Origin of the sequence: Streptomyces sp. NBC_00203, from assembly GCF_045206325.1 — a bacterium.
GTDB lineage: Bacteria > Actinomycetota > Actinomycetes > Streptomycetales > Streptomycetaceae > Streptomyces > Streptomyces lutosisoli.
Map to the genome: position 1 here is coordinate 2479614 of NZ_CP108126.1, position 20408 is coordinate 2500021.

Below are 20408 nucleotides of genomic sequence, written 5' to 3' on the forward strand. Positions count from 1 at the left end.
GTTCCCCGCGCCCCTTAAGGGGCGCGGGGAACTGCGCAATCTTTTAGCCCAGCCCCCACCCACCCGCAGCCGACACACAACGCATCCCGGGGTCGAAGGGGCAGAGCCCCTGGGGATGGGACGGGTAGGGGCGGCGGGGGCGAAAAAGGCCCTCCTCAGACTCATCCTTGGGTAAGGGAACGGTAAAGCGGCCCCGCTCGTTACCTCAGGCATGACAGCTATGACCCCCGGCTCGAACATCCCTCTCCCTGTCACCCACGTGACAGTGGACGTCGCCGCCCCGGTGCGGCTCGACGTATCGGGCCTGCTGCTCACCGCCGACGGCAAGGTGCGCTCCGACGACGACTTCATCTTCTACAACCAGCCCGCAGGCCCCGGCGTCACCTACCGCTCGGGCGGCGGCACGGCCCCGGACGCGATCACGGTCGACACAACCGCGGTCCCTCCAGGCATCGAGAAGATCGTCGTCACCGCAAGCCCGGACGCACAGGGCCAGACCTTCCAGGGCATCGAACCCACCGCCACGATCCGCAACGCGGCCGACAGCGCGGTACTGGCGACGTTCACCCCACCGCAGCTCGGCACCGAGACGGCCCTGGTGATCGTCGAGATCTACCTCCGCAACGGCGCGTGGAAGGCCCGGGCAGTCGGCCAGGGCTACGCGAACGGCCTGGCGGGCATCGCCACCGACTTCGGCGTCTCGGTGGAGGAACCGGCGCCGGCGCCTGCCGCGCCCCCGGTCCAGACCCCCGTAATCCCGCCCGCGCCGCCGGCCCCGCCGCTGGACCCCCGCCTCACCGCCCCGCCGGCCCCGCCCGCACCCCCGGCGCCCACCGCCGCCCCCGCGCCCGCACCCTCCGGAAAGATCAACCTGGACAAGGGCCGGGTGAGCCTCCAGAAGAACCAGACCGTCTCCCTGGTCAAGGGCGGCCGCCCGCTCCTCTCCCAGGTCAAGATGGGCCTCGGCTGGGAGCCCGCGTACCGCGGCAAGGACATCGACCTGGACGCCTCGGTCATCGCGTACGGCCCGCAGCGCAACCACATCGACAGCTGCTACTTCGGCAAGCTCTCCATCGTGAACGGCGCGATCAAGCACTCCGGCGACAACCTCACGGGCGAGGGCGGAGGCGACGACGAGGTGATCGTCGTGGACCTCGGCCGCCTCCCCCAGGACGTCACCGGCCTGGTCTTCACGGTCAACTCCTTCTCCGGCCAGAAGTTCACCGAGGTCGCCAAGGCCTACTGCCGGCTGCTGGACGCCGCCACCGGCGAGGAACTCGTCCGCTTCGACCTCACCAACGCCGAACCCCAGACCGGCGTGATGATGGCCAAGATGATCAAGCAGTTCTCCGGTGAGTGGGAGATGACGGCCATCGGCGACTTCGTGAAGTCCCGCACGGTCCGGGGCATGGTGAAGCCGGCGGCCCAGGTGCTCTGACCGCTCGCGCGGAGGCACGCAAGAGGCAGACGGCGGTGGGGACTTGAGGTCACCACCGCCGTGCTTCATATCCCGTTCCCCGTGCCCCGTGCCCCTAGGGACGCAAGCCCTCCGTCAGCAGCGAGAGATACCGGCGGATGTACTTCCCCTGCCCGTTCGCCAGTTCCGACGCGGTGGCCACGCCGTGCGCGAGCCGCAGCACCTCGATCGGCTCCACGTCCGCCCGCAGGGTCCCCTCCCGCTGAGCGGCCTCGACCAGCCGGGTGGCGGCGGCCTTCACCGAGGTCCCGCACGCGGTCAGTACGGCGGAACTCCCGTCGGTGACGGCCGAACCGAGCAGTGTCTTGAGCCCGCGGACCTGGATCATCCCCTCGCTCAGCTCGTTCAGCCACTCCACCAGGGCTTCGCCGGGTGGCAGCTCCGCCGCGATCTCGTCCGCGCGCACGGCGATCGCGTCGATGCTGTCCACGTACACGGCCTCCAGCAGGGCCCGCCGGGTGGGAAAGTGCCGGTAGAGGGTCCCGGACCCCACCCCGGCCCGCTTGGCGATGTCGTCGAGGGACGCGCCCTCCCCGTGCTCGGCGAAGGCGACCGCCGCCTCCTTGAGCAGCCGCTCATAGTTCCGCCGCGCATCCGCCCGCATCGGCTTGACCTGCGCCATTCAGATACTCCTTGCCAACCGGGGACTCTCTCCGTATCTTACCGAGTACTAAACGGAGACAGTCCCCGCTTATTGCGGCGGGCAGTTCGCGCTGCCCGCACACCACTCACCGGGGACACGAGACAGGGAGCATCCCATGTCCACCCCGTCCGCACCGTCCACCAGCAGCCCGCCCCGCTCGGCGGAAGACCACCCGGCCAGGCTCGGCACCGTCCTTCTCGTCATTGTCACCGCCTATCTGATGGTCGGCGTCGACTCCACGGTCGTCAATGTCGCCCTGCCCGACATCCAGAAGGACCTGCACTTCAGCGGCACCGGTCTCTCCTGGGTCCTCAACGCCTACACCCTGGCCTTCGGCGGACTGCTCCTCCTCGGCGGCCGGGTCGGTGACATCGCGGGCCGCCGCCGTACGCTCACCACCGGCGTCCTGCTCTTCGCCGCCTCCTCCCTGCTCGGCGGTCTCGCCACCGAAAGCGCCTGGCTGCTGGCGGCCCGCGCGCTCCAGGGCGTGGGCGCCGCCCTCGTCGCACCCAGCACCCTCGCCCTGATCACCACCAACTTCCCGGAGGGCCCGCGCCGCCACCACGCCCTCGGGATCTACTCCTCCATGGCGGGCATCGGCGCCTCCATCGGCCTGGTGCTCGGCGGCATGCTCACCTCCTGGGCGTCCTGGCGCTGGGCTCTGCTGATCAACGTACCGATCGGCATCGCGGTCGCCGTCGCCCTGCCCCGCTGTGTCACCGAAACCCCGCGCCACGCGGGCCGCTTCGACGCGGCGGGGGCACTCACCGGCACGGCCGGGATGACCTCGCTGGTGTACGCGTTCATCCGGGTCTCGGAGGACGGCTGGAGCGACATCCAGGCGCAGCTCGGGTTCAGTGCGGCGGCGGCCCTGCTCGTGGGCTTCGCCCTGATCGAGTCCCGCGCGGACCAGCCGATCATGCCGCTGCGCCTGTTTGCCAGCCGCAATCGCGCGGGCGGTTACGCGGGCGTCCTGCTGCTGCCCGCCGGCATGTTCGGCGCCTTCTACTTCCTCACCCTGATCTGCCAGCAGGTCCTGGACTACAGCCCGCTCCGCGCGGGATTCGCCTTCCTGCCCATGACCCTGGCGATGTTCACGGTCGTGCGTTTCGTGCCCCGGCTGCTCGCGCGGCTCGGCGCCAAGCCGGTGCTGCTCACCGGCATGGCCCTGCTGGTCGTCGCGGCCGGGTGGCTGTGGCGGCTGGAGCCCGGCGACGGCTATCTGGCCGGCCTGTTCGGGCCGCTGCTCCTGCTGGGCATCGGCGTCGGCCTGAGCTTCATGCCGCTCAACGCGACGATCCTCGCGGGCATCGAGCCACGCGAGGCGGGCGCCGCCTCCGGCCTGCTGCAGACCCTGCAGTGGCTCGGCGGCACCCTCGGCCTCGCCATCCTGGTCACCGTCTTCGGCACGGCGACCCGGCACGCGCACGGCTCCCCGTCCGACATCCTCACCGACGGAGCGGCCCGCGCGTTCGGCATCGGCTCGCTGATCGCGCTGACCGCCCTGCTGGTGTCGGCATTGGTGATCACGGGCACCAAGCCGAAGTCCACCGCCTAGAACCCCACCGGCCAGAGCCTCACCGTCCAGACCCTCACCCCTGGAACAACGCGCTGTATGCGTTCAGCGCCGGCTGTCCACCCAGGTGGGCGTAGAGCACGGTGGAGTCCTGCCCGATCTCACCCCGCGCCACCAGATCCACCATCCCGGCCATCGACTTCCCCTCGTAGACGGGGTCGGTGACCATCCCCTCGGTGCGCGCCGCGAGCCGCATCGCCTCCAGCGTGACCTCGTCCGGAATCCCGTAGGTCCCCGCGTGGTACCGCTCGTCCAGCTCGACGTCCACCTCCGTCAACTCCTTCTGTACGCCGATGAGTTGCCCCGTGCCGTGGGCGATCCGGGCGATCTGCTCACGGGTACGGGCGGGCGCCGCCGACGCGTCGATGCCAAGGACGCGCCGCGGCCGCCCGCCCGCCTCCTCCAGAGCGGCGAACCCGGCGACCATGCCCGCCTGGGTCGACCCGGTCACGGAGCACACCACAACGGTGTCGAAGAAGACGCCCAACTCCCGCTCCTGCTCGGCGACTTCATAGGCCCACCCGGCGAACCCCAGCCCGCCCAGCGGATGATCCGACGCCCCTGCCGGAATGGCGTACGGCTTGCCGCCCGCCTCCTCGACCTCCCGCAGCGCCTGCTCCCAGCTCTCTTTGAACCCGATCCCGAACCCGGCCCGCACGAGCCGTACGTCGGCACCGGCGAGCCGGCTGATGAGGATGTTGCCGACCTTGTCGTACACGGAGTCGGGCCACTCCACCCAACTCTCCTGTATCAGCACGCACTTGAGCCCGGCGCGGGCGGCGCAGGCCGCGACCTGGCGGGTGTGGTTGGACTGCACGCCACCGATCGAGACGAGGGTGTCGCAACCCTGCGCGAGCGCGTCGGCGACGAGGTACTCCAGCTTGCGGGTCTTGTTCCCGCCGTACGCGACACCGGAGTTGCAGTCCTCCCGCTTGGCCCACAGGGAGGCGCCGCCGAGGTGCTTGGTCAGCCGCTCCAGCGGATGCACGGGTGAGGGCCCGAAGAGCAGGGGGTAACGCTCGTACGAGGAAAGTGACGGGGAAAGAGACGAGGAAGAAGACGGGGAAAGGGACATGGGTCCTCCGGGTTCAGTGGGCCTCTTCGTCGGCGAGCGCGGCCAGGCCCCGCCAGATCTCCGCCGTGACGCGAACCGCCTCGTCCACGTCACCGTCCGCACAGGCCTCGATCAGCTGCTCGTGCAGCCCGGCCGAACGGCAGTTGCCGCCCTCGCCGAAGCGCCGTCGCTCCAGCCGGCGGATGAGCGGGGTGTAGCGGGCGATGGTGGCGGCGGCGGCACGGTTGCCGCTGACGCGGACCAGGATGTCGTGCAGTTCGTCGTCGGCGCCCAGGGCGGCGTCCACGTCGCCCGAGCCGACGGCGGCGGCGAACCGCTCGTTGGCCGTGCGCATCGCCTCCACGTCCGCGGCGAACAGCCGGGGTACCGCAACCCGCGTGACCAGCTCGTGCATGGCTCCGACCACGGCCGCCGCGTCCCGCACGTCGGCCGCCACGACCGGGGTCACCCGCGTGTAGCTCTGCGGCTTGCTCTCCAGCAGCCCCTCGTCCACGAGCCGCGTGAACGCCTCGCGCACCGGTGCCCGGGACAGCCCGAGCCGTTCCGCGAGCTCGGCGTCCCGCACCAGCGTGCCGGGCTCGATCTCCCCCGCCACGATGGCGTCACGGATCGCTTCGTAGGCGCGGTCCCGCAGCAGGGTGCGGTGCACGGGTCGTAGGGCCTCCATGAACTGAAATGTTAGATGTCAGTCCTCCGCACAAACAAGAGCGGGGCCCACACCGAAGTGCGGACCCCGCTCACTCCACGCCGTCAAGCAGCCCACGGCCAGTCGGCATCCCGCGCCGACTCCAGCAGCGGCACCATCCGGAAAGCCGCGTCCGAGAGGCCTCCGAACGTGTGCCGGTTGGCCTTCCCGGACGGGCCGTGGCCCGCCTGGTACCCGGCCAGGTTCCACGTATAGACCGGTACGTGCGCCGGGACCTGCTCGGTCGGGTCGCCGTAGTGGCTGTACATGGCCTGTTCGTCGGTGACGATCAGCACCCGGTCGTGCTTCTTGTAGTGCTTGCGCACCGCCTCGCTCGTGTTGGTGCCGCCGAGATCGCCGAAGCGCTCCAGCACCTTGAGCACCGACTCGCCCTTGCGGAACTTCACCCGGTTGCTCGTCGTCCCGAACTCGACGAGATCCGCGTCCGCCGCCCGCAGCGCGAGCGCCGTACCGAAGATCGCCGCCGCGTCCGCCCGGTTCAGCTCGGAGCGGTCGGACAGCCGCGAGTAGAACATCGAGCCCGAGCGGTCCACGAGCACCAGCGTCCGGCCGGGCAGCGCGGGCACGTTGGCCAGCGAGTGGCCGAGCGCCTGCTCCAGCGGGTACGACCAGCGCAGCGACGGCGCGTGCTGGTACGCGGCGAGGTAGCGGAACGGGAACTGCCGCGAGCGCGCGACCTCCGCCGGGTCGCTGATCTTCGCGGCGACCTGAGCCGCCACCTCGTCCGAGACACCCGCCTCGTCGAAGTTCCGCAGATTGCGGACCAGCGCCATCGCGCCCATGGACGGGATGACGGCCTCCCAGGCCGCCTTGTCCATCGGGCCCTGCAGCCAGCCGGCCAACGCCTCCCAGGTCATGCCCGCCTCGGCCAGGCGCTGTGCGCCGTGCGCTCCGGTCACGACCTTGCGCCGCTTGGCGGGCCGCAGTGCCATCAGGTCACGGTGGGCCGCGAGGACGGGCAGCGACTTGGGCACCACGGCCGTGTCCGGGTTGTGCCGCCGGTCCAGCGCGTACTGGAACAGGTCGCCCTGCCACGGCTTGTCGGGGTCCGGCGCCGCGTGCACCAGGTTGAGGATGTCGCCGAAGCGGTAGCCCTTGGACGCGGTGTCGTACTTCAGCAGCGACTTGCCGCTGTAGAGACGTCGTACGGCGTCGGCGATGCCGCGCTTGACGGGCTTGGGCACGTTGCGGCCGTACTGGGAGGTCCAGTAGGCGAGCAGCTCGCCGGGCTCGTCCGGGCGTCGCAGCACGGAGGCGATGACCTGGCGGTTGGCCGGGCCGTCGGTGGCGCCCGCGTCGAGGCGTGCCTTCACGTACTCGGCGGCGCCCACGAGCGAGGCCGTCCGCAGGTTGCCCTCGCCGCGCAGCCAGCCCAGCAGGGCGGCCGTCCACGACGGGTCGGCGACGGCGAGCTCGCGCACGAGCGTGGCGAACCGGTCGTCGCGGGCGGCGCCGGACTCGTAGAAGGTCTGCTGCGAGACGAAGTTGGCGATGGCGAGCAGGAACAGCTCCGAGCGCGCGTCGCGCTCCTGGCCACGACCGCCCTGGTGCGTCGTCAGCACGCGGCCGGTCGACGTCACACGGGAAGTGGGCTGCGCCTTGGCCGCCTTGGTGTTGAATCGCGCCATGATGAATTCCCCCGAATTCTCTGTACGACGGTGAAGTCGCGTTTCGGAGGGAGGCGCAGCAAATGGAGGGTGCCCGAGGTCAGGAGTCGGCTGCGGTTGCTTATAAACTGGCGCGTCTTCCGTTCCGCCACACCGACCCGAGGTCGATGACGGGATTCGAACCCGCATGGGTTTCCCCACCAGTTCCCGAAGTATCCGCCGCCTGCGCACCGGGCACCCACCATGAACTGCGCCTCCCGAGATCAAATCGGCGGCGGCGTGGATTCTTTGGAAGAGAAGTAGCCGCAGCCCGCGCACCGGGAGGTGCATGAAGTTGTGGTGTCCAGAGTTCAAAGCCGGCGGAACCGACGTAGGTGCTCTAACCCCTGAGCTACACCGGCGCGTTGTACCGGTGGCGGGACTCGAACCCGCGGCCGCCCCATTATCAGTGGAAGTAGGTCCTGCCTTCGCACCTGGACGTGCACTACTTTAGGAGTGCGGCCACGGGTCGAGCCATTGAATTAATCAGGCGCGCTTCTGGCGCTTCCAAGGGCCGGTGATGGCGAGCATGATGCCCGGGTCCTGGATGTTGGCGAAGAGGGTCTTGCCGTCGGGCGAGAAGGTGACGCCGGTGAACTCGCTGTACTCGGGCGCCTCGGCGGTGCCGATGTTGAGTTCGTTGCGGGCGATCGGGTACGTGCGGCCGCTGTCGGTGGCGCCGAAGAGGTGCTGGATGCCCTCGCCGTCCTCGGCGATGACGAGGCCGCCGTAGGGGGAGACGGTGATGTTGTCGGGGCCGTCGAAGGCGCCGTCGACGGACGGGTCAGGGTTCACGCCGATCAGGACCTTGAGCGTCAGGGTGCGGCGCTTGGGGTCGTAGAACCAGACGGCGCCGTCGTGCTGGACGGGGCTCTCCGTGCGGGCGTACGAGGAGACGATGTACGTACCGCCGTCGCCCCACCACATGCCTTCGAGCTTGCGGGCGCGGGTGACCTGGCCGTCGGCGAACTGCTTGCGCACGGAGGTGGTCTTGGCGTCGCGGTCGGGGACGTCCACCCAGTCGACGCCGTACACGGTGCCGATCTTGGTGGCGCGGGAGAGGTCGTCGACGAACTGGCCGCCGGAGTCGAAGCACTTGAAGGCCTGGAGCGAGCCGGCGTCGTCGGCGAGGGTGCCGAGCTGCCCGTGGCCGTGCTCGAAGCCCTGCGGGGGCGTCCAGCGGTACAGGAGGCCGTTCGGGGTCGCGGCGTCCTCGGTGAGGTAGAGGCGGCCGCGCTTGGGGTCGACGACGACCGCTTCGTGGGCGTAGCGGCCAAGTGCCTTGATGGGCTTGGGGTTCTGGTTGCGGCGGCGGTCCTCGGGGTCGACCTCGAAGACGTAGCCGTGGTCCTTGGTCATGCCGTTGGCGCCGGCCTTGTCCTCGGTCTCCTCGCAGGTGAGCCAGGTGCCCCAAGGGGTGTTGCCGCCCGCGCAGTTGGTGGAGGTGCCCGCGATGCCGACCCACTCGGCGACCTTGTCCCCGCGCACCTCGACGACCGTGCAGCCGCCGGACGCGGCCGGATCGTAGACGAGTCCCTCGGTGAGCGGCACGGGGTGGGGCCAGTTGGCGCGCGGGCCGCGGAGCTCGTGGTTGTTGACGAGGAGGGTGGCGCCGCGCGGGCCGCAGAAGGTGGAGGTGCCGTCGTGGTTGGAGGGCGTGAACTCGCCCGACTCCAGCTTGGTCTTGCCGCTGTAGGTGATGACGCGGTACGAGAACCCGGCGGGCAGCGCGAGCAGGCCGTTCGGGTCGGTGATCAGCGGCCCGTAGCCGACACCGCCGTGTCCGTCCGCCGATTCCTCGCCCGTGCTCTCGGTGTCGATGTCGGTGTCGGTGGACGCGAGGGCGTTGGGAGCGGTGGCGAGGGCGCCAACGCTGCCGGCCAGCGCGACACCGGCACCCGTGATCGCGGATCGTCTGGCGAAGTCCCTGCGGGTGAGCGACATGGTGTCTCCTGTGTCGGTGGAGTGGGACTGTCGTGGGGGGGCGGGGTGGCGGACCTCGTTTGCGGCCACACGGTCCCGCCCGTGCCTGAACGGGAGTTGAACATGGGCCAACTTCAGGGGTCCCGCTTCCGTGAATCCGTGAAACCTCTCGCACTCGAACCGATGGGCGGAATAATCTTCGTAAAGAAGGTCAACAGGCGCGAATGGTAGCGAAACTCGTGATTCATTTCAGAATGCCTTGACTCCGGGGACCCCTGGCCATAGACAGGAAGAGCACACCACCCGAACGGGAGGCGAGCCCGATGGACGCAAAGCGGGTAAGGCGCCTCCACGAAGGCCGGCTCATGAAGCTGGCCCACGTGAGCGGAGTCGGCACCGGGAGGGACGAGCACTCGGGACAGGACGTGATCATCGTCTTCGTCACCCGGAAAGTGCCCCGTGACCGGCTCCTTGAAGAAGACGTGGTTCCGGACGAGCTCGACGGCGTACCGGTGCGCGTGCTCGCGATCGGTGAAGTGAGCGCTCGGGAAGAGAACTTGTGAGCCCTGAGCGCTGAGTCACCGCGCCGCGGCCCGTAAGGAACCCAGAGCCGAAACTGAAGAGGTGGTCTGGCGTGAGCCAGCCCGAAATGATGCGAGGACCGACTGGTGGTCAGCTGAGTGACAGCTCCCGCCAGCAAGCGAATTCAGACTTCCTGCGGCCGCAGTCGCCGCTGGCCAACGTCGTCGGCTTCGGCCACGGCGTGAAGTGGATCGACGGACAGGCCACGGGCGAGGCAGCCGTGCTGGTGTTCGTGACCCAGAAGGTTCCGGAGTCGCAGCTTCCCGAGCGGGACGTCATCCCGCGGGTGATGGACGACGGCACCCCCACCGACGTAGTCGCGGTCGGCCATGTCGCCGCGCAGCGTCAGCAGCAGCGCAGGACCTCGCCCCGCTCCGAGGACCGCGGTGTCTCCTACCAGCCCGACGGCAGCATGGCCGAGCAACTCGCCGGCCTCTCACAGCCGTTGCTGGAAGAGCTCAGCGGGCTCGGACAGTTCGAGCCGCAGCTCCTCAAGCGCCGTATGCGCCCGTCCCCTTCCGGCTTCTCGGTCGGCAACGTACGGGTGACCGCGGGCACACTGGGCAGCGTGGTGTACGACTTCCTGCCGGGCGCCACCGTCGACCCCCCGGGGCCCGGCCTCGGCACACCGTCGAAGTTCTACATCCTCTCCAACAACCACGTGCTGGCCGACTCCAACCGGGCACAGCTGGGCAGCGCGATCCTGCAGCCCGGAGTGTTCGACGGCGGCACGGACCCGGCGGACCGCATCGCGACCCTGGACCGGTTCATCACGATCCAGTTCGCACCGCAGACCCCGGTGGAGCGCCACAACAACGTGGTCGACTGCGCACTCGGCGCGGTGGAGTTCCAGGACGCCACCCGTGAGCAGTACTTCAGCGGTGCGCCGCGCGCCTGGCGGCGCAAGGCCAACGTCGCGGTCGGCGACCTGGTGAAGAAGACCGGCCGCACGACGAACATCAGCTTCGGCCGGATCATCGCGGTCGACGCCACGATCGACGTCAGCTACGGCACGGCGGGGACGGCCAGGTTCAAGGACCAGATCCTGACCACGAACATCTCGGCGGGCGGCGACTCCGGTTCGCTGGTGACCTCGCTCGACAACGTCGCGACCGGTCTGCTCTTCGCGGGGTCCTCGGTCGTCACCGTGGCCAACCACATCGAGAACGTTCGCACACTGCTGCGGGTGGAAATCGCCGAGCAGCTGGCCTGACGGTCACTCAATACCCGCGCAGGAAGAGGGAATCAGCATGACCACGCAGGCCAAGCGGCAGAAGAGCCACGCCGGCTCCGAGCACCGCTTCCACAACCCGCAGGGCGCGGAGGTCAAGACCCGGGACGAGGCGTTCGCCTCACAGCAGGACGTCTCCGTCGAGGCCGTCTCCACGTCCGCCAAGCTGGAACTGCACAACGGGGCGGTCACCTTCGCCATCGAGGTGAAGTACAACCCCAACACCTACCCGCACGTCGTGACCGGCGGCCAGATCACCTCCGGCATCTGCGGCGCCCCCTGGGACATCACGGGCGGCTACGTAGGGGAAACGATCCGCCTCGACGCGAAGCGTGCCGGCCAGGGCTCCTGCGCCACCACGATCACCGTCGTCGGCGAGTTCCAGAACCCGCCGGCCTACCGCGGCACCTACGGCTTCAACGGCGCGACGTCGTCGTTCAAGCACACGACGCGGTACCACTGCTGACACATCGAGCGGTACGCCTGCCGACGCATCGAGCGGCACCACTGCCGACGCATCGGGCCGACGCATTGACCTGACGCATGGAGCGGCGGGGGCAAACCTTGCCCCCGCCGCATCGCCGCGCTCTCAACTCCCTTGCTGGGAGCGGGCCTTGAACGCCGCTTTACGAGCCTCCTTGGCCACCTTCTTGTCGGGGTGCAGCCGCCCCATGGCCTCCAGGACATCCGGCGTAGCCGGGTGGTCCACCCGCCACGCCGTGGCGAAGAAGCCGCTGTGCTGCTGGGCCAGGCCCTCCACCAGGGACTGGAGTTCGTCGGAGTTGCCCTCGGCCGCGAGCTGGGCCGCCAGGGTGTCGATGGTGAGCCAGAAGACCATCGCCTCGGACGGCGCGGGCACGTCGGGCACGCCGTGCTCGGAGAGCCAGACCCGGGCGAGCCCGCCCAGCTCCGCGTCGTCGAGCACTTCGCGCAGCGCGGGCTCGGCCTCCATGCCGACGAGCGAGAGCGCCTGCTGACAGCGCAGCCGGCGCAGCGGGGCTCCGGCGTCGGCACCGCGGGCCGCGGCGAGCAACTCCCGTGCGGCGGGCAGCGGTTCGCGCCGGGCGAGCCACTGCTCGGTCTCGGCCTGGGCCGCGGCCGGCGGGAACGCGGACGTGCCGTCCAGCAGCGTGTCCGCCCCCTTGTCCGCCAGGTCGCCCACCGCGGGAGCGGACATGCCCGCTTCGAGCAGCCGCGCCCGGATCCCGTACAGCCCGAGCGGAGTCAGCCGCACCATGCCGTACCGCGAGACGTCCGTGTCGTCGACGGCCGCCGGCTCCTCGGCTTCCTCGTCGGGCTCCGCCATCAACGCCTCGTCGACGGGCTGGAAGTCGACGAGTCCGATGGGCTCCAGCAGCCGGAACTGGTCGTCGAGCCGCATCATCGCGTCCGACACCTGCTCCAGGACGTCGTTGGTGGGCTCCCCCATGTCGTCGGGCACGATCATCGACGCGGCGAGCGCGGGCAGCGGAATGGGCCCTTCGCCGGGCCCCTCCTCGCTCACGGTGAGCAGATACAGATTGCCGAGCACCCCGTCGAGGAACTCGGCCTCGGCCTCCGGATCCCAGTCCAGGGAGGAGAAGTCGATCTCGCCGCCCTCGTCCATCGCACCGACGAGATCGTCCAGGTCGGGCACGCTCGCGTCGGCCAGCACCGTGTCCAGTGCGCCGAGCCACACGCCCAGGACGTCCTGCGGTCCTCCGGAGGTGAGGAGCGAGAGGTCCTCGCCCGCGTCGACGGTGCCCTCCTCCTCGTCCACGATCCCGACGAGCCCGGTGTCGACGGCCACCCGCCAGGCCTCACTGGCGAGGGCGGCCGCGTCGTCCCCGGAGAGCCCGAGTGCGGCGGCGGCCTCGGGAAGCTGTTCCTCGACGAGTTCGCCCCCCGCGCCGACGCGCGTGTCCGGACCCGCCCAGCGGGCCAGCCGCGCGGCGCGGGAGAGCAACGGTGCGGCGAGCGCGTCCCGCGCCAGCTCCGCTTCGGAAGTCAGCCGCACCGGCGGCAAGGGCGAGCTGTCTGACATCGGCTGGGTTCTCCTCCGAACAACCAGGACATGCAAGGTAATCGTGGCAAGCCTAGACGGATTTCCACCCATGCCGCCCGGTTCATGTCCCTGACAGGAGCCGTACACCGCTGAAACCTTGACAACTCCCCTGGTCACACACGAGATTTACGCGCGTAGAAGTTGCACGGCCACCCGGTCGCCCACACTTCCACGCGCGTCACCGGCCCGCACGCAGGTCGCGCTCCCCCCACTGCCCCACCCTCGTCCCGGCGCTCAAGTACGTCCCCGGAGGGATTCCCTTGCCGAGCAAGAGAACGACGCGCATAGGCGCGCTGACCGTCGCCGCGGTCTGTTCCACCCTTTCCGCCGTGGTGCTCACCACCCCGGCTCACGCGGACACCGTCCGCATCCACGACATCCAGGGCACGACCCGCCTCTCCCCGCTCGCGGGGACGAAGGTCACGGACGTACCCGGCATCGTCACCGCCGTGCGGACCTACGGTTCTTCGAAGGGCTTCTGGCTCCAGGACCCGGACGCCGACGACAACCCGGCCACCAGTGAGGGCGTCTTCGTCTTCACCAGCTCCACCCCGAAGGTCGCCGTCGGAGACTCCGTCACTGTCTCCGGCACGGTCTCGGAGTACGTCCCGGGCGGCGCGTCCACCGGCAACCAGTCGCTGACGGAGATCTCGAAGCCGACGGTGACCGTGCTCTCCAGCGGCAACGCCGTCCCGGCCGCGACGGTCGTCGACGCCACGTCCGTACCGGACGACTACACCCCCGCGGGCGACACCGCCGCGAGCGGCTCGATCAACGGGCTGACCCTGGAGCCGACGAAGTACGCCCTGGACTACTACGAGTCCCTTGAGGGCATGAACGTCCAGGTCGCCGACACCCGCGTGGTCACCGCCACCGACCCGTACAGCGAGCTGTGGGTCACGGTGAAGCCGCGCGAGCACGCCAACCGCCGCGGCGGCACGGTCTACGGCTCGTACACCTCGCAGAACACCGGCCGCCTCCAGATCCAGTCGCTGGGTGCGACGGCGGACTTCCCGAAGGTGAACGTCGGCGACACGCTCGCCGGCGTCACGGCCGGCCCGCTGGACTTCAACGCGTACGGCGGCTACACCCTCGTCGCCAGCCAGCTCGGCACCGTGCAGAGCGCCGGTCTGGAGCGCGAGACCACGCAGAAGCAGTCGAAGAACGAGCTCGCGGTGGCGACGTACAACGTCGAGAACCTCGACCCGTCCGACGCCACGTTCGAGGAGCACGCCGCCGCGATCGTGAACAACCTGCAGTCGCCCGACATCGTGTCCCTGGAGGAGATCCAGGACAACAACGGTGCGACGGACGACGGCACGGTCGCCGCCGATGTGACGGTGAACAAGCTGATCGACGCGATCGTCGCGGCGGGCGGCCCGACGTACGACTGGCGCTCCATCACGCCGACCAACGACACCGACGGCGGTGAGCCGGGCGGCAACATCCGCCAGGTGTTCCTGTTCAACCCGGAGCGGGTCTCCTTCACCGACCGCGCGGGCGGCGACGCCACGACCGCGGTCGGCGTCACGAAGGTGCACGGCAAGGCGCAGCTCACCGCCTCCCCCGGTCGCATCGACCCGGCCAACACGGCCTGGACGTCCAGCCGCAAGCCGCTGGCCGGCGAGTTCGTCTTCAAGGGCAAGACGGTCTTCGTGATCGCCAACCACCTCAACTCCAAGGGTGGCGACCAGGGGCTGACCTCGCAGTACCAGCCGGTGGCACGCAGCTCGGAGACCCAGCGTCACCTCCAGGCGACGGCGGTGAACGCCTTCGTCAACCAGATCCTGGACACGCAGAAGAACGCCGATGTCATCACCCTCGGCGACATCAACGACTTCGAGTTCTCCGACACCGCCAAGATCCTCGAAGGTGACGGCGAGCTCTGGTCGGCGATCAAGTCGCTGCCGAAGAGCGAGCGTTACACGTACGACTACCAGGGCAACCAGCAGGTCCTGGACCAGATCCTGATCAGTCCGTCGATCCGCAAGGACTGCTTCGAGTACGACAGCGTGCACATCAACTCGGAGTTCAACGACCAGATCAGCGACCACGACCCGCAGGTGCTGCGGTTCCGGCCGTAGGCCTGTAGCGGGCCGCGGCCTCGGCCGCAGCCCCGCACAGGGAAGAGCCCGGCCCCGTCGTCCGGGGGGCCGGGCTCTTCCCCTGCCTGGGCCTAGGCCCCGAACACGCCGTTCAACCAGCCCTGCCAAGCGGTCTCGTTCCGCTTGGCGTCGGCGTCGGCCGCGAAGTCGTGGACGCTGATGCCGACCGGCGCGCCCCAGTGGTTGCGCCCGAAGAAGCGGATGAGGGCGCTGTCGGTGCGCAGCCCGATGAAGTACGGGTCGCGGTAGTCGACCACGGCGTCGAGGACCGCGCCGTCGGGGCCCTGGGCCCGGACCCGCGCGCCCCCGGCGGTGTCGTCCGCGAGGCCGAGCGCCCGCCCGACCGTGGCGAAGGCGTCGGACGCCATGGACGCCCCGGGTCCGTCGAACGTCGAGAAGGCGACCGGGCGGCCCGCGAAGTGGGTCAGGTACTCGCGCAGGGTGTGCAGATAGAAGTCCGTGTGCTTGCTCGCGCCGTCGTACTGGTTGTCCCAGTCCTCGACGAAGATCCCGCTGTGCACGTAACGCATCCAGGAGCGGCGGCCGCCGTCGCGCGGCTCGATCGTCTCGTCGATCTGGTTGAGGGTCTGCTGGGAGATTCCCTCGACGTCCTCGACCAGGCTGGTCAGCCGGTGCGGCGGGTCCCAGTTGGTGAGCGTGGAGCCGAAGGGCCCGGCCCCGCCCTGGCGAGGCTCGAACTCCATCGGCCACAGCCAGCCGCCGGTACCGCCGGTGATCGCGTCCCACACCTCCTCCGGCGCGGCATCGACCTCGAACTCCCGGGCGATCTCGAATTCCTTGGACATGGTGATGGCTCCTGAGTGATCAGTGTCCGGCTTCTACGGCTTGCGTGGCGTCCGCGACATCCGCGATGCATGCGACTTCAGCGACTTCAGCGGCTTCAACGGCTTCGGGTTTGAGCGTGGGGTGGACGGCGACGACGATCCGGTGCGGGCGGCCGCCCTCCGCGTTGCCGTCGTGGTACTTGCGGATCAGCGCGCCGACGCCGACCGTCAACTCCTCGATGAACGCGGCCCGGTCGGCGGCGGAGGCGAAGGTCACCTCGCCGTCGAGGGCGTACGTCGCGAGCCGCTTGCGGGCCTTGGCCGCACCGGTGATCAGCGAACCGACGTCCCGTACGAGCCGGGCGGCCAGCGCGAGCAGCCAGCGGGCGGACAGCTGGTCCCGGAAGCGGTCCGGGTCGGGCTGCACGGCGGCCAGGGCGAGCGGCGAGATGACGTACGACGCCGCGGTCGCCCGCATCAGCCGCTCGGTGACATTGCCCTTGCGGCGCTCACCCGCGAGCTCGACCAGGCCGTGCCGCTCCAGCGCCTTCAGGTGGTAGTTCACCTTCTGCCGGGGCAGCCCGACCTTCCCGGCCAGCATGGCGGCCGACGCGGGCCCGGCGGCCAGCTCGGCCAGCAGCCGGGCCCGTATGGGGTCCAGCGAGACGGCGGCGGCCTCTGCGTCCTCGATCACGGTCACGTCCAACATGACTCCACCCTCCCACCGAAAACTTTTTTTGTCCAGGCGATGAGAGTTGTCGGTGGAGGGCATGGCGGGGGTCAAGGCGGAGGCCCCGATGGACAAGGTTGCCGGCGGGGGACACGACGGAGATCCCGGCGGTCAGAGTCGTCCGCGGGAGGGCACGACGGAGATCCCGACGATCAGAGTCATCGGCGGGAGGACACGGCGAAACCGGGCGGCGGCACCCTGGTGCGCGCCGCCTCTGGCGCCGCGACCCTCAGCGGGCCTGTTGCCCGCCCTCGTCCAGGCGGGCCAACTGGGTCTGGAACCAGTCGAGTCGGGCCTGCAGCAGGGCCGCCTCGGCAACGAGCTCGGAGACGCCCAGGTCGGCGGGTGCGGCCACCGCACCGCTTCCGGCCCGGACCCGCAGCCCCTCCCCCGCCAGCCGGGCGAAGGAGGCGAGCGAGAGGGACGTACGACCGCGTACGCATCCCGCGCACGCCGCCGTCAGCGCGCGCCACCCCGGCCGCCCCCAGCCCGCGTCGGCCAGGGCTCCGGCCACGGCGCCGCAGGCGCACGGGCCGACGGTCGCGGCGCGTACCCGCTGGCGGGCGTAGCGGAAGCCCTGTTCGAAGCGGATGTAGGCGCCGAGGACGGTGACGTCGAGGAGGACAGCCGCGCGATGCTCGGCGGTGCAGAGCATCGCCTCGGCGGCGGCGGAGTCGTGTACACAGTGGAAGCCGCAGTCGCAGCGGCGGTGCGGCGCCCGGTGCCGTCGCCCGTAGACACAGTGCGCCTCGTCCAGCACTCCGTACGGCAGCGCGCCACCCAGCGATACGCCGGTGAACCCGGCCCGGGTGCCGTCCTGGGACAGCACCGGGTGGGCGATCTTGTATCCGGTCGGCGGCTCCGTCGGTCGTTCCTCGGGGAGCCGCAGCCTCATCGGGCGACCGGGACCTCTTCAGGCACGGACGCCTCCAACTCCTCGACCACTTCGGGGAGTTCCTCGTCCTGCGTGTGGGCCTGCTCTTCCGCAACTCCGGTGGCGAGTGCCTTGCCGAGCCTCATGACGCCTCCCGCGAATCTGCCGCCGACTTCCGTCCTCGCCATGGTGACCCATAAGGGGCCGATCTGGCACTAGGGCCTCGGTCGCCCACGAGCCCGCATTCCGTAGCATCCGTTGCCAGTACATCGTAGGAGAATTAAGTGGAGCTTCACGGTCGAGGTGTCGAGACTGTTGACATGACGACACCGGGCACCACTCCCTTCGGCCGCGCCCTCTGCGCGATGATCACCCCCTTCACCGAGGCGGGCGCGCTCGACCTCGACGGCGCGCAGCACCTCGCCGACCGGCTGGTCTCGGACGGTTGTGACGGGCTGGTCCTCTCCGGCACCACGGGCGAGTCCCCGACCACGACGGACGCGGAGAAGTCCGCGCTGGTGCGGGCGGTGCGGGAGGCTGTCGGGGAGCGGGCGTCGATCGTGGCGGGGGTCGGCACGGCCGACACCCGGCACACTGTGGAGCTGGCCCTGGAGGCCGAAAAGGCGGGCGCGGACGGGCTGCTGGTCGTCACGCCGTACTACAGCAGGCCCCCGCAGGACGCCGTCGAGGCGCACTTCCGCGAGATAGCGGACGCCTCGGGGCTGCCGCTCGCGCTGTACGACATCCCGGGACGCACCGGCACGCGCATCGAGCCGGAGACGATGATCCGGCTCGCCGAGCACCCGAGGATCGTGGCGGTCAAGGACTGTGCGTACGACCTCCTGGGCACCCAGAAGGTGCTGGCCCGCACGGAGTTGGCGTACTACGCGGGCTGCGACGAGTACGTGCTCGCGACGCGGGCGGTCGGCGGGGCCGGTTTCATCAGCACCGTGGCGAATGTGGCGCCCCGTCAGTTCCGTGCGGTTCTCGACGCGTTCGACGCCGGGGACACGGCCGGGGCAATTCGCCGTCAGCAACGGGCCATCCCGCTGATCGAGTTGATGATGTCGGCCGGCCTGCCCGGCACAGTCACCGCGAAGGGGCTGCTGGGCGCGCTGGGGCTGCCCGCGGGGCCGGTCCGCTCACCGCTGCGGCCCGCCGGCCGGGAGACGGTCGACGGGCTGCTGGCGGCCTACGAGGAGCTGGTCAGCGTGTGCTGAACAGGGGCTCCCAGCGTCCGGCCGTGTTGTCCTTGGGCGTGCGGAAGTCGCTCAGGGGCACGATCTTGTCGCTGCCGACGGTGACGAGGACGAGCTGCTGCTTGAACTCGTTGGTGCCGGGGATGATGCCCCAGGCGATGATCCGCTTGTTGTCGGCCCAGGCGAGCAGCATCTGACCGGGCACCTTGGTGATGCGTTTGCCGGTCAGCGGATCGACGATCTCGGAGGCGATCTCCTTGCCCTCGCCCGCGAATTCGCCCGCCACCAGCTTGCCGTCGGGCGAGAGGCCCGCGTCCGTCCAGCCGAGGTGCTTCTCGTCGGCGGGCGTGGGCACCTTCTTGCCCTGGAGGTCGTGGTAGATGCGGCCGGGCGCCATCGCGATCTGCTCGTAGAGCAGCTTGCCGTCGTGGTTGAACGCGAAGTCCGCGCGGGAGTTGGGCGACCAGCCCATCTCGTCCTTCCAGTACGGCGCCTTGTGCCAGTCGCCCTTCCCCGAGGCGACGTCGATGACGGTGAACCCGGTGCGGCTGGGCACGGACTGCGGCTCGACGGTGTCGTTGACCGGGATCTTCTTGCTCCAGTAGAGCCGGTCCGGGTTCTTGGCGTACGTCGTGGCGACGAGCTTCTTGCCGTCGGGCGAGAAGTGGACGCCGGCCACGCCCTGCCCGACCGGGATCCAGCGGTCCACCTTGCCGGTCATCAGGTTGAGCAACCCGACGCGCTTCGCGGGCAGTTCACGCTCCAGGACGGCCGCGGTCCGCATGCCCGGCGCGACGTCGACGAAGGACCAGCGGGAGTCCTTCACATACTTGCCGGTCTTCTGGTCCAGCAGACTGTAGGTCCGCGTGACGATCTTGTCCTTGTTCGGCTGCTTCACCTGCTTGGTGGTGCTGAACGCGGCGACCGCCGTGTCCCCCGCCGCGATCAGATCGCGCGGTGGCGACTGGTCCGGATGGGCGATGATGTCGCTCCGGTTCATCTGGCTGGCCGGCCGGACGTCGTCCCCACCGGTGTCGAGCAGCGGCACGGCGACGGCCACCGCGACGGCAGCGGCGGTTGCCACCGCGGCGCCCGCGATCGTCCGGGTCCTGCGGCGCCTGCGGACGGCGAGCACGCGGTCGGCGAAGCCGGGCGGGGCGAACGCGCCGTCGGCGGCCTGCTCACGGAAGGAGTCACGTACGAGCTCTTCGACGTTCACGAACGCACCTCCACGGGCGAGAAGTCACGGGACGGCGGCTGTTCGGCGTCCCCCGGGCCGAGTTCGGCCAGTTCGGGAGCGAGCGCCCGCAGCCGGGCGAGCGAGCGGTGCGTCGTGGACCGGACGGTCCCGACGGAGCAGCCGAGGAGCCGGGCCACGTCGGCCTCGGGGAGATCCTCGAAGTAGCGCAGCACCAGGACGGTGCGCTGCCGCGCCGTGAGCCGGGCGAGTGCCCCGCGCATCACCATGCGCAGTTCGGCGGCGGACTGGGCGTCCGCGCCGAGTGACGCCTCGGGCGGCTCGGCGACGCTCAGTTCCCGTCTGGGCCACTTCAGCCGCCAGCGGCTCACCTGCTGCCGGTACAGGATCTGTCGTACGTACGCCTCGGGCTCGTCGATGCGGTTCCATCGCCCCACGGCCTTGACCAGGGCGTTCTGCAGCAGGTCCTCGGCGGCGTGCCGGTCGCCGCCGCTGAGCAGTACGGCCGTCTTCAGCAGCGCGGACGACCGGTTCGCCACGAACTCCCGGAAGCTCTCCTGCGCTTCGGCATCCATCGTCACCTTCTCTTCCTCGGCGGCCCCCGTGGCCCGCCC

Annotated in this window: 19 protein-coding genes; 7 read left to right on the plus strand and 12 right to left on the minus strand. The window is 70.1% G+C overall.

Features of this window, described 5'->3' with window-relative positions; all coding sequences use genetic code 11:
* Positions 1-220 precede the first annotated feature (220 nt).
* Positions 221-1438: a TerD family protein gene (locus OG975_RS11435; protein WP_406336239.1), complete on the plus strand. Its 1218-nt coding sequence runs from the start codon at positions 221-223 to the stop codon at positions 1436-1438.
* A gap of 94 nt (positions 1439-1532) precedes the next feature.
* Here OG975_RS11435 and OG975_RS11440 read toward each other — a convergent pair whose 3' ends face one another.
* Positions 1533-2099: a TetR/AcrR family transcriptional regulator gene (locus OG975_RS11440; protein WP_406329014.1), complete on the minus strand. Its 567-nt coding sequence runs from the start codon at positions 2097-2099 to the stop codon at positions 1533-1535.
* A 136-nt stretch (positions 2100-2235) separates the two neighbouring features.
* Between OG975_RS11440 and OG975_RS11445 the strand changes: the two genes are divergently transcribed.
* A complete protein-coding gene (locus OG975_RS11445) occupies positions 2236-3678 on the plus strand; it encodes an MFS transporter (protein WP_406329015.1) in 1443 nt (480 codons plus the stop codon).
* 34 nt (positions 3679-3712) lie between these two features.
* Here OG975_RS11445 and OG975_RS11450 read toward each other — a convergent pair whose 3' ends face one another.
* The 4 genes from OG975_RS11450 to OG975_RS11465 form a co-directional block, all read right to left on the minus strand.
* Positions 3713-4771 (minus strand): 1-aminocyclopropane-1-carboxylate deaminase, encoded by a 1059-nt coding sequence (locus OG975_RS11450; RefSeq protein ID WP_406329016.1) that lies wholly within the window; start codon positions 4769-4771, stop codon positions 3713-3715.
* A gap of 13 nt (positions 4772-4784) precedes the next feature.
* Positions 4785-5438: a GntR family transcriptional regulator gene (locus tag OG975_RS11455; protein WP_406329017.1), complete on the minus strand. Its 654-nt coding sequence runs from the start codon at positions 5436-5438 to the stop codon at positions 4785-4787.
* Positions 5439-5521: 83 nt separating this feature from the next.
* Positions 5522-7105, minus strand: a complete 1584-nt coding sequence (locus tag OG975_RS11460) for a TROVE domain-containing protein (RefSeq protein WP_406329018.1) — start codon at positions 7103-7105, stop codon at positions 5522-5524.
* 504 nt (positions 7106-7609) lie between these two features.
* Positions 7610-9067: an alkaline phosphatase PhoX gene (locus tag OG975_RS11465; RefSeq protein WP_406329019.1), complete on the minus strand. Its 1458-nt coding sequence runs from the start codon at positions 9065-9067 to the stop codon at positions 7610-7612.
* A gap of 302 nt (positions 9068-9369) precedes the next feature.
* On the opposite strand from OG975_RS11465, the gene OG975_RS11470 reads away from it, so the two are divergent.
* From OG975_RS11470 to OG975_RS11480, 3 genes are all read left to right on the plus strand, one after another.
* A complete protein-coding gene (locus OG975_RS11470) occupies positions 9370-9609 on the plus strand; it encodes a hypothetical protein (RefSeq protein ID WP_406329020.1) in 240 nt (79 codons plus the stop codon).
* Between the two features lie 71 nt (positions 9610-9680).
* Positions 9681-10841, plus strand: coding sequence for a hypothetical protein (locus OG975_RS11475; protein WP_381261157.1), 1161 nt, complete (start codon positions 9681-9683; stop codon positions 10839-10841).
* A 37-nt stretch (positions 10842-10878) separates the two neighbouring features.
* Positions 10879-11325: a hypothetical protein gene (locus OG975_RS11480; RefSeq protein ID WP_406329021.1), complete on the plus strand. Its 447-nt coding sequence runs from the start codon at positions 10879-10881 to the stop codon at positions 11323-11325.
* A gap of 123 nt (positions 11326-11448) precedes the next feature.
* On the opposite strand, the gene OG975_RS11485 is transcribed toward OG975_RS11480, so the two are convergent.
* Positions 11449-12882, minus strand: coding sequence for a hypothetical protein (locus OG975_RS11485; RefSeq protein WP_406329022.1), 1434 nt, complete (start codon positions 12880-12882; stop codon positions 11449-11451).
* A 281-nt stretch (positions 12883-13163) separates the two neighbouring features.
* On the opposite strand from OG975_RS11485, the gene OG975_RS11490 reads away from it, so the two are divergent.
* Positions 13164-14987, plus strand: a complete 1824-nt coding sequence (locus OG975_RS11490) for an endonuclease/exonuclease/phosphatase family protein (RefSeq protein ID WP_406329023.1) — start codon at positions 13164-13166, stop codon at positions 14985-14987.
* 92 nt (positions 14988-15079) lie between these two features.
* Here OG975_RS11490 and OG975_RS11495 read toward each other — a convergent pair whose 3' ends face one another.
* The 4 genes from OG975_RS11495 to OG975_RS11510 all read right to left on the minus strand — a co-directional run bounded on the left by OG975_RS11495 (position 15080) and on the right by OG975_RS11510 (position 17543).
* Entirely contained in the window at positions 15080-15814 is a 735-nt protein-coding gene (locus tag OG975_RS11495; protein WP_406329024.1) for an SRPBCC domain-containing protein, read from the minus strand.
* 19 nt (positions 15815-15833) lie between these two features.
* Complete coding sequence (locus OG975_RS11500; RefSeq protein WP_406329025.1) at positions 15834-16502, minus strand: ArsR/SmtB family transcription factor; 669 nt, start codon at positions 16500-16502, stop codon at positions 15834-15836.
* Positions 16503-16752: 250 nt separating this feature from the next.
* Entirely contained in the window at positions 16753-17418 is a 666-nt protein-coding gene (locus tag OG975_RS11505) for a hypothetical protein (protein WP_406329026.1), read from the minus strand.
* Positions 17415-17543: a hypothetical protein gene (locus tag OG975_RS11510; RefSeq protein ID WP_327427816.1), complete on the minus strand. Its 129-nt coding sequence runs from the start codon at positions 17541-17543 to the stop codon at positions 17415-17417. The genes OG975_RS11505 and OG975_RS11510 overlap by 4 nt, the downstream gene beginning before the upstream one ends.
* Positions 17544-17717: 174 nt before the next feature.
* Between OG975_RS11510 and dapA the strand changes: the two genes are divergently transcribed.
* Positions 17718-18617, plus strand: a complete 900-nt coding sequence (gene dapA, locus OG975_RS11515) for a 4-hydroxy-tetrahydrodipicolinate synthase (RefSeq protein WP_406329027.1) — start codon at positions 17718-17720, stop codon at positions 18615-18617.
* On the opposite strand, the gene OG975_RS11520 is transcribed toward dapA, so the two are convergent.
* Both OG975_RS11520 and OG975_RS11525 read right to left on the minus strand, forming a co-directional pair.
* The gene (locus tag OG975_RS11520; RefSeq protein ID WP_406329028.1) at positions 18604-19815 is read right to left on the minus strand and encodes a WD40 repeat domain-containing protein; all 1212 of its coding nucleotides are present in this window, start codon (positions 19813-19815) and stop codon (positions 18604-18606) included. The two genes, dapA and OG975_RS11520, sit on opposite strands and share 14 nt — an antisense overlap.
* Positions 19812-20369, minus strand: coding sequence for a SigE family RNA polymerase sigma factor (locus OG975_RS11525; RefSeq protein WP_406329029.1), 558 nt, complete (start codon positions 20367-20369; stop codon positions 19812-19814). Before OG975_RS11525 ends, OG975_RS11520 begins: the two co-directional genes overlap by 4 nt.
* Between the last annotated feature and the right edge of the window lie 39 nt (positions 20370-20408).